This window comes from Brucella pituitosa, from assembly GCF_003049685.1.
Classification (GTDB): domain Bacteria; phylum Pseudomonadota; class Alphaproteobacteria; order Rhizobiales; family Rhizobiaceae; genus Brucella; species Brucella pituitosa.
In genome coordinates, this window is record NZ_PYSY02000001.1 from 291,349 (window position 1) to 305,366 (window position 14,018).

Consider the following 14,018-nt stretch of genomic DNA (forward strand, 5'->3'; position numbering starts at 1 on the left):
TCAGCCCTTGCCGGACGTGCCTATTGCATAATTTCTTAAACTCTTATCAGTTTAAGATAAAATTATGCAGCAAGTTTAAACTGTTAGAGCGACCTTTTGTGCGCCTTGCAGAGCGCACGGCGCGCTAAGGAGAGAAAATGCGGCTTGAGGCCGAAAACCTGGCAGGCGAACGTGGCGGCGAGACAATCTTCTCTGCCCTTTCCTTTGAATTGTCTTCCGGCGAAGCGCTGGTGGTCACAGGTCCGAACGGCTCCGGCAAATCAACGATGCTGCGAATCATATGTGGTCTTCTTGCGCCGGAAGATGGCGCAGTCGAGTTGTTTGAAGAGGGAACCTCGCTTCCCGTTCGCGCATCTTGCCACTATCTCGGTCACCAGAATGCAATGAAGCCTGCCTTGAGTGTGCGCGAGAACTTGCTGTTCTGGCAAAAGTTCAATGGCGAACCACGCCTCGATATCGATGAGGCGCTTGAGGCCGTTGATTTGCCAGGCGTTGAGCATTTGCCTTTCGGCTATCTTTCCACCGGGCAGAAGCGTCGCGTTTCAATCGCCAAGCTGCTGGTCAGTTATCGTCCGCTCTGGATTGTCGATGAGCCGACTGCCGGGCTCGACAAAGCATCCGAGGCGCGTTTTGCAGAACTGATGCGCGGGCATATGCAGGAAGGCGGCATGATTGTCGCCGCAACGCATATTCCGTTGGGCTTAGAGGCATTTTCAGGGAAAGTGGAAGCCGGTTTCCCGTCCGAAACTGCGTTGGAAAGAAACATTGGCGTTCGCACACTCGACATGGCCGCCTATTCAGTTGAGGCTGTGTGATGCTGGCGCTTTTTATCCGGGATATGCGCCTTAGTTTTCGCGCTGGCGGTGGCGCGCTGATCGGCATATTGTTCTTTCTGGCGGTGATTTCGGTGATGCCGTTCGGTGTCGGTCCTGATCTCAATCTCCTCGCGCGTATCGGCCCGGCCATGTTGTGGATTGGCGCTTTGCTGGCAACACTGCTCGGGTTGGACCGGCTGTTTCAGGCGGATCGCGAGGATGGTTCGCTCGATCTCCTGCTGATTGGCGCAGACCGCCATATGCTGGCTTTCACCGTTTTTGTGAAATGCGTCGCTCATTGGGTGGCAAGCGTATTGCCGTTGGTGATTGCGTCACCCATGTTGGGGCTGTTCATGAATATGGATGCGACGGCAACCGCTGCGACTGCCCTCACACTTCTTGTTGGCACCCCGGCAATTGCCTTTATCGGAGCTGTTGGTGCAGCATTGGCCGTAGCGTTGCCGCGTGGTGGTCTGCTTGTTTCGGTAATCGTGCTGCCGCTGACCATTCCAGTGCTGATTTTTGGCGTGTCAGCGTCTTATGGCGCGACTGATGCCGTGGCTCCGTTTTTTGCACCATTCCTTATTCTCTGTGCGCTCACTTTGTTTTTCGCTGTTCTGGGTCCGTTGGCCGCAGCAGCTTCATTAAAAAGCTCGGCGGATTAAAGCATTTCCAGCAAAAGTGGGAACCGGTTTTGCGTAGGATAATGCTCAGAAATATTGTGATCCCGAAAAGTGGGAGCCGTTTTTGGGTCAAGATCATGCTCGGCGGATTGACGCAGTTGATTACGGTCAATTGAACAGCATAACGCGTCAGGTATAAGTATAAGCCATGACGAATGATACGATGAGAACCACAAGCTGGCTTGATCTGGCAAACCCCACGCGCTTTCTTGGCTTTGCGGGCAGGGTTTTGCCATGGCTTGGGCTTCTGTCTGCACTGTTTCTGGCCATCGGCCTCTATATGGTCTTCTTCCTGTCGCCGGAGGACTACCAGCAGGGCATGACGGTCCGCATCATGTATATTCATGTGCCTTTCGCATGGCTTTCCATGATGTGTTACTCGATCATGGCAATCTCATCTCTGGGCACGCTGGTCTGGCGTCATCCGCTGGCGGATGTTTCGATCCGCGCTGCAGCTCCGCTGGGGGCCGTTTTCACTGCGCTTGCGCTGGCAACAGGTTCGCTCTGGGGCAAGCCGATGTGGGGCACGTGGTGGGTGTGGGATGCGCGGCTGACGTCCGTGTTCGTGCTGTTTCTCATGTATCTTGGCATTATCGCACTGTCGCGTGCCATGGATGATCCGACCAAGAGCGCCAAGTCTGTCGCGGTTCTGACACTGGTGGGCTTCATCAATATCCCGATTATCAAATTCTCGGTCGATTGGTGGAACACCCTGCATCAGCCAGCCTCTGTCTTCCGCATGGACGGTCCGACCATTGACGGCTCCATGCTGCGCCCACTTTTCGTGATGGCCATTGGCTTCACGCTGCTGTTTCTCACGCTGCACATGATGGCGATGCGCAATGAAATATGGCGCCGTCGCGTGGCCATGATGAAAAAGCTCGCAGCCCGCAATGCCGACCGCAGCCGTATGAAAAGAGAACAGGCTGAAACCCAAGGGGAGGCGGTATGATGAGCCACATGGCTTTTGTTGTAACGTCCTATGGCCTCGCCGCGGGAGCACTTGCCATCACAATTGGCTGGATATTGATCGATCAGCGTACCCTGAAGAATGAGCTGAAGCGGCTTGAGGCACAGGGCGTGCGTCGCCGTTCTGCAAAAGCCCCCGGTAAAGCATAATGACCGAAACAACCGAAAAGTCTGCCGCGCCGAAAAAGCGCTCCACATGGGTTGCCCTGCTGCCGCTGGCGATTTTCGTCGGACTGGCCGCAATCTTTGCCGTACAGCTTCTGTCAGGCAAGGATAATACGACCATTCCTTCGGCACTGATTGGCAAACCGGCACCGCAGACGAGTCTTCCGCCTGTCGAGGGTCTGGTGCGCGATGGTGCGCCTGTGCCGGGTCTCAACAGCGAAGATTTTATAGGCAAGCTCACACTGGTCAATGTCTGGGGATCGTGGTGCGTCCCCTGCCGTCAGGAGCATCCGCTCTTGATGGAAATCGCCAAGGATGAGCGCATCCGCGTGGTTGGCCTCAATTACAAGGATCAGCCGGAAAACGCGCGCCGCTTCCTCGGCGATCTCGGCAACCCGTTTGCCGCTGTCGGTGTCGACCGCGCCGGACGCTCAGCAATCGAATGGGGCGTCTACGGCGTGCCGGAAACCTTCCTCGTAGATCAGAATGGCAAGATCGTCTACAAGCATGTCGGGCCGTTTACCCCGGAATCGGTGAAGAACGATCTGATGCCAGCGGTGGAGAAGGCGCTTCAGTAATAGTTGAGCTTATTCCTGAACCGATGATCTGAGGTCATGTTGCAGCTTTTCGAGCATTGGAGCAGGCATGTTCAATCCCTCGAAATCGCAATATTCATCAAGAAGTTCGGGAGATTTCTTTTTGAACTTGGCGGTGTCTACTTCACCCTCATTATTCACAGCTCCGACCTTATAAAGAATGTCAGCCGTTGCTTTGATCGAGATACGTCCAAGTTTGAACGCGATTACTTCCTGTTGATCTCGCGCCATGATCGTAGTTGTGTCCAGCTTAAACTCTGAAGGCATATCTAGCGTGAGGTCCATGACGCTAATCTTGTTGGTTTCCAGAGCCTCATAATATTGCTTGCCTAGATCGTAAGCTTTTTGTGTGAAACTGGATGACAGAAGGTATGAAGAGGCCGCTGGTTTTACAATATTTCCGATGTTTTGGATGAGGATAGCGCATTGAAAATTCTTTAGGGATTTAGCGGGAAGCGCTAGATAATCTTGCTTGGTTAGTTCTTGGGTTTGCGCCGGTGCAATAGACAATAAAGAAGCAGCTATAGATGCACAAAATATGGCTCTCAAATTCATGGCTTCCAATCTCCTGATAAAATAAAAGGGCTCCGAAGAGCCCTTAGTAAAATATTCTCTTACGAAATCAATCCGGCAACTTCCGCACCGCGCCTTTGGCGGCACTGGTTGCCATGGAGGCATAAGCCTTCAGCGCGGTTGAAACCTTGCGCTTGCGCTCTTCCAGCGGCTTCCAGCCCGTTGCTTCCTGCTCGGCGCGGCGTTCGGCCAGCGTTGCATCATCAACAGCCAGATGGATCTTGCGGTTCGGGATGTCGATATCGATGATATCGCCTTCGCGCACCAGACCAATGGTGCCGCCTTCGGCTGCTTCCGGCGAAACGTGACCAATCGAGAGGCCTGAAGAACCGCCCGAGAAACGTCCGTCGGTGATCAGCGCGCAAGCCTTACCCAGACCCTTCGACTTCAGATAGCTGGTTGGATAGAGCATTTCCTGCATGCCGGGGCCGCCGCGCGGGCCTTCATAGCGGATCAGCACAATGTCGCCAGCCTTGATCTTGCCGTTCAGAATGCCGAGTACTGCGGTATCCTGACTTTCGAAGATGCGGGCAGGGCCGGAGAACTTCAGGATGGAATCGTCCACGCCTGCCGTCTTCACGATACAACCGTCTTCGGCCAGATTGCCGTAAAGCACGGCCAGACCGCCATCCTGACTGAAGGCATATTCCTTGGAGCGGATGACGCCTTTTTCACGGTCTGCATCGACGCTGTCAAAGCGACGTTCCTGTGAGAAGGCAACCTGTGTCGGCACGCCGCCGGGAGCTGCGGAATAGAACTTGTGTACCATTTCGCTCTTGGTGCGCGTGACGTCCCAATGATCGAGCGCCTTGGCCATGGTTTCGCTGTGCACGGTCGGCAGCGCAGTATTGATGAGGCCTGCCTTGTCGAGCTGACCGAGAATACCCATGATACCGCCTGCGCGATGCACGTCTTCCATGTGAACCGTGTTGTTGGCAGGTGCGACTTTGCAGAGCACCGGTACGCGACGCGACAGGCGGTCGATATCGGCCATGGTGAAGTCGATCTCGGCTTCCTGTGCGGCTGCAAGCAGATGCAGAACCGTATTGGTCGAACCGCCCATCGCAATGTCGAGTGTCATGGCGTTTTCAAAGGCCGGGAAGCTTGCAATCGAGCGCGGCAATACGCTTTCGTCGTCCTGCTCGTAATAACGGCGGGCGAGATCGACAACCAGATGACCGGCTTCCACGAAGAGGCGCTTGCGGTCGGCATGGGTTGCGAGCGTGGAGCCGTTGCCCGGCAGCGACAGGCCGAGAGCTTCGGTCAGACAGTTCATCGAGTTTGCGGTGAACATGCCAGAGCACGAGCCACAGGTAGGGCAGGCAGAGCGCTCAATCGCCTTGACCTGATCGTCGGTGTAGCTGTCGTCAGCGGCTGCAACCATCGCATCCACGAGGTCGAGCTTCTTGACCTGATCGTCCCAGACGACCTTGCCTGCTTCCATCGGCCCGCCCGAAACGAACACGACCGGGATATTGAGGCGGAGTGCTGCCATCAGCATGCCGGGAGTGATCTTGTCGCAGTTGGAAATGCAGACCATCGCGTCGGCGCAATGGGCATTGACCATATATTCAACCGAGTCGGAAATCAGCTCGCGCGATGGCAGCGAATAGAGCATGCCGTCATGGCCCATCGCGATACCGTCATCGACCGCAATGGTGTTGAACTCCTTGGCAACGCCGCCAGCCGCTTCAATTTCGCGCGCGACGAGCTGGCCGAGGTCCTTCAGATGCACATGGCCCGGCACGAACTGGGTGAACGAGTTCACCACAGCAATAATTGGCTTGCCAAAATCCTCATCCTTCATGCCGGTGGCGCGCCATAGGCCGCGCGCGCCAGCCATATTGCGGCCGTGGGTGGTAGTACGCGAACGATAAGGAGGCATTTTCAAACCTTTTAGCACTATTTCAGAGTGAACCTCGCCCTTTAAATAGGGTCGAAATGCGCTCTATTCTACTTTGTTGACGCACATCTTATCCGAAAACTGCTTCACACTTTTCGGGATGCACTAACCTGTGATGCCGGTATGGCAGAACCATTCCCGCAGAGCAAAGCGCAAATTGCCCCAGCGCTTGCACCGGTCGCGCATCCTTTAGGATATTGCGTTCAGCGGAAAAGTTCAGGCGTGCAACAGCAATTGCAGGCGCCGACAAGATCAACCTAGCATATTATTGTTATAATGCAAAAGATTTAAAGCTTTAAACGTAAGGAAATTTCTTAAAGCTCATTTGTTGCAGAAGTCATGGCGCTATCGAGCAGCGCATTGGCTGTCTTCATACGCTGTTCTGCGGCCAGACGAAATTCTTGCGGTAACCGGTCTGGATGGTTTTGCGCGGCGAACTGTCGGCGCAGGCGTTGAAGCTCTGCCCGTTTCATTTCGGGCCGCAGATTAAGTTCCCTGCGAATGGAAGCTGGCGACTGGCTCTCCATGCGTTTTGCCAGTTCTTGCATTTCGCGATCTAGCTTGTCCTGATCGCTTTCAAAATCCTGAAGATCGAACTGTGGGACTATTTTTTCTGTCGGGTAAGTTCCGTTTGAAGCCGGATTGAAACCGGCGGAAAACACTGCGGATGCGAGATTAACTGTCGGGCGCGGCAGGTGTTCAGCGCTGTCGCGCTCCGCTTCAGCCTCTTTCAATACGGTTGCAAAATCGGGGAAGCTGTGACGCATCAGACGCGTTGAGCCATATTGGGTGTAAATGCTGAAGCCAGCGCCCTTGTCAGTACATAGGGCGGAACGGGCTTCTGGAAGATCGGCATTTCCGGATAACGTGCCGCGAGATGCGCAGGCAATCCACCGCCAGTGTGAATGACGACGAAGATGTTCCGGCTTTTCAGCCTATCAAGAATGGGTTCGAGATCACCATCTGCCAGATTGACGTCGAGAATAGCTGCATCGACATCCTGATTATTTATGATGTCTATGGCCTGCCTTACGGTGCCCACAGGGCCGACAACCGTTCCGTTGGCATCTTCCACAGTGGCGGCAACGTCGAGGGCGACAAAAATTTCGTCCTCCACGACCAGTACGCGCCTATGTTCAAGATTATCCATCTTCTTTCCAGTGTCGCTTTCGATCTAATCTTTTGTGAAGCCCATTTGGGCGGGCTATCACAGAGTCAATGCGCAAGGACACAGGGAGGTTCCCTGAGTGATCAGGATAATAGACTAATGGTGAATCAAATCTTTACTGCGCAGCTATTTATAACGTCGAGACGCGGGTATCGTATCGGATTCAGCCAGGCCAAACTTGCTCTAAAACGCGGTAAATGTGAGCGTTGTGAGCGAACGCACAATGTTTGGAATGTTCAGCACGTTTTCGTTGATGAACTTGCCGATATCGTCACCTTCAGCGACATAGATTTTGGCAAGAAGATCATATTCGCCACTGGTCGAATAGAGCTCCGATACGATTTCACGCTGAAAGAGCGTGTCCGCAACCTCATAAGTCTTGCCGGGTGTGCATTGCAGTTGCAGGAAAACGGGCTTCATATCTCTTCCTTTCGCGGCAAGCCGCTCATTGGTCGTTGACCAGGTGGTGGCTCGCCGTATGGCTGGATTGCCGATTGCGTTTGCAGGTTTCAAGCACGGGCGGATATGTGAAATCAAGAGCGTTTCATCAGAACAGTCTGCGTTTCGATGGCCATTCTAATTTACTGAATTGTGTTTTTAATTCCGGAAGGCGATAAGAGTCACTGACAGTTGAAATTAAGATAATAATTATATGCTCTATGTACTGCCCGCCGTCCTGCTCCTGTTTTCACTGGCCTTCGTCGTTGTATGGGCTGTAGATAAACTGCGTCGCTATCTTTTGTGGTGCGCGTTGTGCTTTCTCTGCATTGGCTTGGCCATGCTTGCGCAGCTTGTCGATATACCCGTGGATGATGGCCAGAACACGATGCTGACGGCCACAGTCTACGTGCTTGGCGCTTTGGCAGGCGGGCATGGGATTCTGCGCCGATCAGGTCTTAGTTTGTCGCTTTGGTTCTGTGTTGCAAGCCTTGTGCTGATCCTCGGCGGCATTATCTGTTTCCTGTATCTATATCCTAGCCTGCTCGGTCGGGTGTATGTACTCAATCTCGGGCTTGCATGTGTGATTCTGGGTATTGTCTGGCATCTGCGCGGCCTTGTTCACGGGTCTCCTGCCGACAAGCTCATCCTCGGCATGTTGGTTCTGGTTGCAGTCCAGTTTTTCCCGCGCACACTGCTGACTGCGCATTCCATTGTCAGTGAGGATACTCCGGTCGATTTTGCCTTCACGCCGTTCTGGCAGTGGACGGTTTTTTCAACGGCAGTCGCAGCGGTCATTGCTGGGCTTGTGCTTTTTGCAGCAGCGGGCGCTGATCGGTTCGATGAACTTGTTCATGAGCGCGATAGCGATCCCCTCACAGGGCTTCTCAACCGTCGTGGGCTGGAAGCGCACATGCTGGCTATGGAGCGCAACAATATTTCCGGTTGGGTTGTGGCTTGCGACATCGATTATTTCAAAACGATCAATGATGTTTATGGACATGCAACAGGTGATGCTGTTTTGAAAGAATTCGCAGATGTTCTGCAATCGCATTTAAGGAGCCGTGATTTGGCGGCACGTACGGGTGGTGAGGAGTTCATTCTCTATCTTGATGATATGCCCTCGGATGCCGCCTTCGCGTTGGTCGAGAATATCCGGGAAAGCGTTACAACCCACGAATTTTCTCGTCTTTCAACTGGTGTAAACGTTACGTGTAGCTTTGGTGTTGTCAGGCTTCGTCACAAGGATGATCTCTGGCAAGCAGTGGAGCGGGCCGACAAGGTTCTTTATGCCGCTAAAGAAGCGGGTCGTGACCGAACTTTGTTTGAAGAGAATTTTTCCTGACTGTACTGGGCGATCTTGTGGGGATGAAGGCCGATAAAATTGCCGTGATGGTCGACAAGCTGACGCAAAGAGTGTGTTATTAAAGCATTTCCAGCAAAAGTGCGAAGCGGTTTTGTGTCGGATAATGCGTAAAAACAAATAGATAGAGCGGTTCCAATGGTTCAGTTTTAACTGGAACCACTCTAAACCTCTTTCCTGAATTCATACGAAGCGAGTTACCCGAAATCTCATGAAGTTTTTATCTGCTCTGATCCCGAATTCATTCATCGCTCGCCTTCTGTCGTTCGTTACTATGTCCGTCATCATCTCTGTGAGCGCGCCGTCCATGGCTATGACAGCACTCGAAAAGGCGCAGCTTGAAAAGCTCGATCCTGCAACGCGTCTTGAGCAGCGCTGCGATGTTGAGGCGATGGAGCGGATCAGCCGGGATGAGAGAAAATTTTCGGTCGACAAGGTTCTGGCTTATGCTTTTACCGATCCTGTAGCAGGAAAGAACAGCATTCAGGCTGACGGTGCTGCATTCCGCAGCCGTGAGCATTGGTATAAGCTCGCTTTTGTCTGCAAGACGGATGATGAGCACATCAACGTCGTGTCATTCGACTATGATATTGGCGATGAAGTTCCACAGGATCAGTGGGACAAGCACTATCTCGTCCCCTGAACATTATTGCTCACTGTCGTCAGCGCGACAGGACGAAAGAATTGTCACCTCTTTGGCTGAATCGTCGGCTTCGAGGTGGCTTAAAATGCCCAGTCCGTCTTTTTCAGCCCAGCGATAACTGTCCTGTTCATCCATGGCGACGTATTTTTTGAGAGCGTCGTGCCATTGCAGCGCAACCATCTTGCTTTCAGCGTCAAGCACAGCGAAAGCGGGCTCCTCACCAGCATGAATGTAGGTGACGGGCACAACAACTCCGCGTTCACAGACATAGTCGATGCGAATGACCGAGTCCCGGCTTATTGCTTGCGCCAGACCGGGGCTTGCCGTGAGAGCTGTCATGACGAATGTGATACCCACATTGTATAGGCATTTTTGCATAGTGACCTCTCCTTCGCCCGACCTGCTATCTGATCTGTTGGCACTATTCTCACGTCTTAGAGCGCCGGGCGCCCTATTGGGCGCGCAAAGGTCGCTCTAACACTTTAAAATTATGCTCTAATATCGCAATCGTTCCTTTTGAAACATGAAACTCTGTTCGTCGTAACCAACTCAGCAAATTCGTAGCAGAAAAAGTCGCAGAATTTCAATTTTGTACCGGAACCGAATCCATCTTTGTCCGTTATAACTCTGCTGGTCGTTAGATCGGCCGGGACCCGGAGTAAATTTGCCCCCGCAATCCCAATCCGGGTCCCACTTTTAAGGGCGAGAATGATCATTCCTGAATTTATTGGGATTGATCGGTTTTTTCACAGCCGTTTATATTGATGAAATTGAGAAGAATTCATATTGAATCCCGGTGATTGCCGTATGACGCTTAATATTATTATTGCCTTTGTTATTATCGGATTGCTCTCGTTGAAATTCAAACGGCGTAAGACGGGCTTTTTATTATTAGGCCTTGGTGTCGTTTTATATGGTGCAATTGTTTCTGCAATTCTTCCTGATTATTTGATGAGCCGCCTGCAATCATCCTATTCATCGCAATTGCAGACGCAGCTTGAAGACAATACTGCCTTCGTCGTCTTCGGCATGGGAACCCAGACGGTCAATGTACAGGGTCAAAACGTGGTCGAGCTGCTTGCCTTCTCTTATGGGCCAATCTTGACGGCGGTTGCCATGAACCGTCAGTGTGTCGAGAAGAGTCTCAGCTGCAAGTTTATCGCCAGCGGCGGTGATGTAGCCGGAACGGGCATTTCCGAAGCCGCATCAATCGCCAAGCAGTTGGAAAATGCCGGTGTTGATCGGACGTCCATCCTGCTTGACGAAAAGAGCCGCAATAGCTGGCAGAACGCCAGGAATACGGCGGAAATCCTGCGTGAAATCAGACCGAGGAAGGTCGTTTTGCTGCAAGCTGCGCCCATGATGAAGCGCGATCTTCTCTATCTGGCGCATTTCGGCGTGAAGCCCGAGCCGGTTGCGGTCGGTTATCTGACCGGATCGCAAACCAACATGTCTTCGGCAGGCCTGTATTTCCTGGCGACAGATCTGGCGCTCCACGAGGAAATCGGCGTCTGGCGCTATACGCTCTACAATTTTATGGGCTGGAACGAGCCGAAGCAGCAGCCGCTCGAACTGGAGCAAGCCACGAGTAGCCAGCCTGCCGCTGGAACTGTGCCGGTTGCCGTGCCTGAGCTGGTCCAATGAGTTAATGATACTATAGCCGACATGTTTCGACATGCCAGTGGAAAAATTATCCCCGAATTCTCCTGCAAAGCGAGTAGATTTTTCGAAGTCGTTTCAAATAACGACCGACTTGTGGCATCCTGTCTTCAAAGAGCTCTGATACTGTCTTGGCCAATGAAACATGGAGGCGGTCATGAAGATATCGAGATTTTCGCTCACTTTAGCAGCATTGGTTGCTGCGGCTTCGCTGGCCGGGACGGTTCAGGCAAGTTTTGCCGATCAGACGCTTTTGAATGTGTCCTATGATCCGACGCGCGAGCTTTACAAGGATTACAACGCGGCCTTTGCAAAACACTGGAAGGATCAGACCGGTGAAAATCTGACCATCCGCGTTTCCCATGGCGGTTCGGGCAAGCAGGCACGCTCCGTCATTGACGGCGTCAAAGCTGATGTCGTGACACTTGCGCTGGAAAGCGATATTGACGCGATTGTCGAACATTCCGGTAAAATCGACAAGGATTGGCGCAAACGCCTCCCGGATAATTCCTCACCCTATACCTCCACGATTGTTTTCCTCGTGCGTAAAGGCAATCCCAAGGCCATCAAGGATTGGGGTGACCTGGTAAAGGATGGCGTCGAGGTCATTACGCCAAACCCGAAAACCTCGGGCGGCGCGCGCTGGAACTATCTGGCTGCCTGGGCGTGGGCCTATAAGGAATATGGCGGCGATGAAGCCAAGATAAAGGATTATATCGGCGAATTGTTCCGCCATGTTCCGGTGCTCGATACAGGTGCACGCGGTTCGACCACGACCTTCGTGCAACGCCAGCTTGGCGATGTGCTGCTGGCTTGGGAAAACGAAGCCTATCTTTCGATCGCTGAATTCGGTGAAGATGCTTTTGACATTGTGGTTCCGCCGCAGTCCATCCTCGCAGAACCGCCCGTGGCGCTGGTCGATAAGAATGCCGATGAAAATGGAACCCGTAAGGTTGCCGAGGCCTATCTCGAATATCTCTATTCGCCGGAAGGTCAGGCGCTTGCATCCAAGCATTTTTACCGTCCATCCAAGCCGGACGTCGTGCCTGCTGACCAGAAGCGCGAGTTTCCGCAATTGCAGCTTGTGACGATTGATGATCCAATCTTTGGCGGATGGGCCAAAGCGCAGCCTTATCACTTCGGCGATGGCGGTACATTCGACCAGATCTACAAGTCTGCGAAGTAAATCCACTCGTGGTCTGATTCCGATAGGATGCAGTCACACGAAAGATCAATAAAAGGGAACAAATATTGATGTCTTCGCGCCCTGCACCGGTCAGAGCAGGGTGGCATTTCAGAAAACCGAGTGTCATTCCGGGCTTCGGACTGACACTCGGTTTTAGTGTCGCCTACTTGACCCTTCTTATTCTTATTCCGCTTGCGGCTCTCGTGCTGCGCTCGACCGATGTCGGGCTGTCGGGTTTTTGGCGTATCGTCACCGATGAACGCACCATAAAAGCGCTTGAAACCAGCTTTGGCACAGCCTTCATTGCAGCGCTTGTCAACGTTGTGTTTGGCGTGATCCTGGCCTGGGTGCTGGTGCGCTATCGCTTTCCGGGGCGACGGTTCATTGATGCAATCGTCGATATTCCGTTTGCACTTCCAACGGCTGTTGCCGGTATCGCGCTCGCTTCGATCTATGCACCCAATGGCTGGATCGGCAGCCTGTTGGCTCCGTTTAATATTCGGATCGCTTTTTCGCGCGCAGGCATCGTCGTGGCGCTGATCTTCATCGGCCTGCCATTCGTGGTGCGCACAGTGCAGCCCATTATGGAAGAAATCAGCCGTGAGGTTGAGGAAGCTGCAGCAACCCTTGGCGCGTCGCGTTTCCAGACAATCTGGCGGGTGCTTCTGCCAAGTCTGCAGCCAGCGATTCTCACTGGCTTTGCACTCGCTTTCGCACGCGGGGTTGGTGAATATGGTTCCGTGATCTTCATCGCGGGCAACACACCCTATGTGTCGGAAATCGCACCCTTGCTGATCGTCATCAGGCTTGAAGAATATGATTATGCCGGGGCGACCGCGCTTGCGACCGTGATGCTGGCGCTTTCATTTGCCATGTTGCTGTTCATCAATCTGATCCAGTCCTGGACGAGAAAGAAGTATGGCTATGGCGAATGACATAACAACTTCGATGCGCAGTGCCGTGACGGAAAGTCTGCCGACGCGGCTCCTTTTGATTGGCATAGCGCTGGTGTTTCTGGCGCTCTTCCTCATTCTGCCGGTGGTCGCAGTTTTTGTCGAAGCCTTCCGTAAGGGAACGGAAGAGTATCTTACTGCGCTTGTTGAGCCGGACGCCTGGGCAGCGATCAGGTTGACCTTGTTGGTTGCGGCAATATCCGTGCCCGTCAATCTGGTGTTTGGTGTCGCCGCTGCTTGGGCAATTGCCAAGTTCGAGTTCAAAGGTAAGGCCGTTCTGACAACCTTGATTGACCTGCCATTTTCGATATCGCCGGTTATTTCCGGTCTTGTTTTTGTGTTGCTGTTTGCAAGTCATGGACTGCTTGGACCATGGTTATCGAGCCATAATATTCAGATACTCTTTGCGGTGCCTGGTATCGTGCTGGCAACACTCTTTGTGACATTTCCATTTGTGGCGCGCGAACTCATTCCGCTGATGCAGGAACAGGGAAGCGGTGATGAAGAAGCCGCAATTTCTTTGGGGGCAAATGGCTGGCAGACCTTCCGTTATGTCACCTTGCCCAACATCAAATGGGGGCTTCTCTACGGCGTTTTGCTCTGTAATGCGCGGGCGATGGGCGAGTTTGGCGCAGTTTCCGTGGTGTCGGGCCACATTCGCGGTCTTACCAATACGATGCCGCTGCACGTCGAAATCCTCTATAACGAATATAATTTCGTCGCGGCATTTGCGGTCGCCTCACTTCTGGCACTTCTTGCTCTCGTGACCTTGGCGCTAAAAGCATTTCTTGAGCTGCGTTATGGTGATGAACTGGCTGGCGGTAACGGGCATTAACAACTAACTTATATACGAGAATAAACCGCCCAAGCTTTGTTTTAGCAGTTGGCGGTAGGGGAAAGGATT

General features: G+C 52.9%; 17 protein-coding genes. 11 read left to right on the plus strand and 6 right to left on the minus strand.

Annotated features, from left to right (window positions below; translation table 11 throughout):
* Positions 1-137: 137 nt before the first annotated feature.
* The 5 genes from ccmA to C9380_RS01430 all read left to right on the plus strand — a co-directional run bounded on the left by ccmA (position 138) and on the right by C9380_RS01430 (position 3,210).
* Complete coding sequence (gene ccmA, locus C9380_RS01410; RefSeq protein WP_128092843.1) at positions 138-815, plus strand: heme ABC exporter ATP-binding protein CcmA; 678 nt, start codon at positions 138-140, stop codon at positions 813-815.
* Positions 815-1,480 (plus strand): heme exporter protein CcmB, encoded by a 666-nt coding sequence (gene ccmB / locus C9380_RS01415; protein ID WP_024898226.1) that lies wholly within the window; start codon positions 815-817, stop codon positions 1,478-1,480. Before ccmA ends, ccmB begins: the two co-directional genes overlap by 1 nt.
* Before the next feature lie 166 nt (positions 1,481-1,646).
* Positions 1,647-2,450, plus strand: a complete 804-nt coding sequence (locus tag C9380_RS01420; RefSeq protein WP_100558301.1) for a heme ABC transporter permease — start codon at positions 1,647-1,649, stop codon at positions 2,448-2,450.
* The gene (gene ccmD / locus C9380_RS01425; RefSeq protein WP_374844442.1) at positions 2,450-2,617 is read left to right on the plus strand and encodes a heme exporter protein CcmD; all 168 of its coding nucleotides are present in this window, start codon (positions 2,450-2,452) and stop codon (positions 2,615-2,617) included. Before C9380_RS01420 ends, ccmD begins: the two co-directional genes overlap by 1 nt.
* Positions 2,617-3,210, plus strand: a complete 594-nt coding sequence (locus C9380_RS01430) for a DsbE family thiol:disulfide interchange protein (RefSeq protein WP_128092844.1) — start codon at positions 2,617-2,619, stop codon at positions 3,208-3,210. Before ccmD ends, C9380_RS01430 begins: the two co-directional genes overlap by 1 nt.
* Positions 3,211-3,219: 9 nt before the next feature.
* Here the strand turns inward: C9380_RS01430 and C9380_RS01435 are convergent, their stop codons facing one another.
* From C9380_RS01435 to C9380_RS01455, 5 genes are all read right to left on the minus strand, one after another.
* Positions 3,220-3,783 carry a hypothetical protein gene (locus tag C9380_RS01435; RefSeq protein WP_105705491.1) on the minus strand — a complete coding sequence of 188 codons (564 nt, stop codon included), beginning with the start codon at positions 3,781-3,783 and terminating at the stop codon, positions 3,220-3,222.
* A 67-nt stretch (positions 3,784-3,850) separates the two neighbouring features.
* Positions 3,851-5,686, minus strand: a complete 1,836-nt coding sequence (gene ilvD, locus C9380_RS01440; RefSeq protein ID WP_105705489.1) for a dihydroxy-acid dehydratase — start codon at positions 5,684-5,686, stop codon at positions 3,851-3,853.
* A 332-nt stretch (positions 5,687-6,018) separates the two neighbouring features.
* Positions 6,019-6,471, minus strand: a complete 453-nt coding sequence (locus tag C9380_RS01445; RefSeq protein WP_128092845.1) for a hypothetical protein — start codon at positions 6,469-6,471, stop codon at positions 6,019-6,021.
* Positions 6,471-6,854 (minus strand): response regulator, encoded by a 384-nt coding sequence (locus C9380_RS01450; RefSeq protein WP_024898219.1) that lies wholly within the window; start codon positions 6,852-6,854, stop codon positions 6,471-6,473. Before C9380_RS01450 ends, C9380_RS01445 begins: the two co-directional genes overlap by 1 nt.
* 201 nt (positions 6,855-7,055) lie before the next feature.
* The gene (locus tag C9380_RS01455; RefSeq protein WP_024898218.1) at positions 7,056-7,292 is read right to left on the minus strand and encodes an Lrp/AsnC ligand binding domain-containing protein; all 237 of its coding nucleotides are present in this window, start codon (positions 7,290-7,292) and stop codon (positions 7,056-7,058) included.
* Positions 7,293-7,524: 232 nt separating this feature from the next.
* On the opposite strand from C9380_RS01455, the gene C9380_RS01460 reads away from it, so the two are divergent.
* Positions 7,525-8,655 (plus strand): GGDEF domain-containing protein, encoded by a 1,131-nt coding sequence (locus tag C9380_RS01460; protein WP_128092846.1) that lies wholly within the window; start codon positions 7,525-7,527, stop codon positions 8,653-8,655.
* A 229-nt stretch (positions 8,656-8,884) separates the two neighbouring features.
* Positions 8,885-9,316 (plus strand): DUF930 domain-containing protein, encoded by a 432-nt coding sequence (locus C9380_RS01465; RefSeq protein ID WP_024898216.1) that lies wholly within the window; start codon positions 8,885-8,887, stop codon positions 9,314-9,316.
* Positions 9,317-9,319: 3 nt separating this feature from the next.
* On the opposite strand, the gene C9380_RS01470 is transcribed toward C9380_RS01465, so the two are convergent.
* A complete protein-coding gene (locus C9380_RS01470; protein WP_128092847.1) occupies positions 9,320-9,694 on the minus strand; it encodes a hypothetical protein in 375 nt (124 codons plus the stop codon).
* A 429-nt stretch (positions 9,695-10,123) separates the two neighbouring features.
* Between C9380_RS01470 and C9380_RS01475 the strand changes: the two genes are divergently transcribed.
* The 4 genes from C9380_RS01475 (at position 10,124) to cysW (ending at position 13,949) form a co-directional block, all read left to right on the plus strand.
* A complete protein-coding gene (locus tag C9380_RS01475) occupies positions 10,124-10,960 on the plus strand; it encodes a YdcF family protein (protein ID WP_128092848.1) in 837 nt (278 codons plus the stop codon).
* 172 nt (positions 10,961-11,132) lie between these two features.
* Positions 11,133-12,161 (plus strand): sulfate ABC transporter substrate-binding protein, encoded by a 1,029-nt coding sequence (locus tag C9380_RS01480; RefSeq protein ID WP_128092849.1) that lies wholly within the window; start codon positions 11,133-11,135, stop codon positions 12,159-12,161.
* 68 nt (positions 12,162-12,229) lie between these two features.
* Entirely contained in the window at positions 12,230-13,096 is an 867-nt protein-coding gene (cysT, locus tag C9380_RS01485; RefSeq protein WP_128092850.1) for a sulfate ABC transporter permease subunit CysT, read from the plus strand.
* A complete protein-coding gene (gene cysW / locus C9380_RS01490) occupies positions 13,086-13,949 on the plus strand; it encodes a sulfate ABC transporter permease subunit CysW (RefSeq protein WP_024898210.1) in 864 nt (287 codons plus the stop codon). The genes cysT and cysW overlap by 11 nt, the downstream gene beginning before the upstream one ends.
* The last annotated feature ends 69 nt before the right edge of the window (positions 13,950-14,018 follow it).

Bases quoted from the DNA above. Each gene is read 5' to 3' on its own strand.
- ccmA (WP_128092843.1), top strand. From the start codon at position 138: ATGCGGCTTGAGGCCGAAAACCTGGCAGGCGAACGTGGCGGCGAGACA.
- ccmB (WP_024898226.1), top strand. From the start codon at position 815: ATGCTGGCGCTTTTTATCCGGGATATGCGCCTTAGTTTTCGCGCTGGC.
- C9380_RS01420 (WP_100558301.1), top strand. From the start codon at position 1,647: ATGACGAATGATACGATGAGAACCACAAGCTGGCTTGATCTGGCAAAC.
- ccmD (WP_374844442.1), top strand. From the start codon at position 2,450: ATGAGCCACATGGCTTTTGTTGTAACGTCCTATGGCCTCGCCGCGGGA.
- C9380_RS01430 (WP_128092844.1), top strand. From the start codon at position 2,617: ATGACCGAAACAACCGAAAAGTCTGCCGCGCCGAAAAAGCGCTCCACA.
- C9380_RS01435 (WP_105705491.1), bottom strand. From the start codon at position 3,783: ATGAATTTGAGAGCCATATTTTGTGCATCTATAGCTGCTTCTTTATTG.
- ilvD (WP_105705489.1), bottom strand. From the start codon at position 5,686: ATGCCTCCTTATCGTTCGCGTACTACCACCCACGGCCGCAATATGGCT.
- C9380_RS01445 (WP_128092845.1), bottom strand. From the start codon at position 6,471: ATGCGTCACAGCTTCCCCGATTTTGCAACCGTATTGAAAGAGGCTGAA.
- C9380_RS01450 (WP_024898219.1), bottom strand. From the start codon at position 6,854: ATGGATAATCTTGAACATAGGCGCGTACTGGTCGTGGAGGACGAAATT.
- C9380_RS01455 (WP_024898218.1), bottom strand. From the start codon at position 7,292: ATGAAGCCCGTTTTCCTGCAACTGCAATGCACACCCGGCAAGACTTAT.
- C9380_RS01460 (WP_128092846.1), top strand. From the start codon at position 7,525: ATGCTCTATGTACTGCCCGCCGTCCTGCTCCTGTTTTCACTGGCCTTC.
- C9380_RS01465 (WP_024898216.1), top strand. From the start codon at position 8,885: ATGAAGTTTTTATCTGCTCTGATCCCGAATTCATTCATCGCTCGCCTT.
- C9380_RS01470 (WP_128092847.1), bottom strand. From the start codon at position 9,694: ATGCAAAAATGCCTATACAATGTGGGTATCACATTCGTCATGACAGCT.
- C9380_RS01475 (WP_128092848.1), top strand. From the start codon at position 10,124: ATGACGCTTAATATTATTATTGCCTTTGTTATTATCGGATTGCTCTCG.
- C9380_RS01480 (WP_128092849.1), top strand. From the start codon at position 11,133: ATGAAGATATCGAGATTTTCGCTCACTTTAGCAGCATTGGTTGCTGCG.
- cysT (WP_128092850.1), top strand. From the start codon at position 12,230: ATGTCTTCGCGCCCTGCACCGGTCAGAGCAGGGTGGCATTTCAGAAAA.
- cysW (WP_024898210.1), top strand. From the start codon at position 13,086: ATGGCGAATGACATAACAACTTCGATGCGCAGTGCCGTGACGGAAAGT.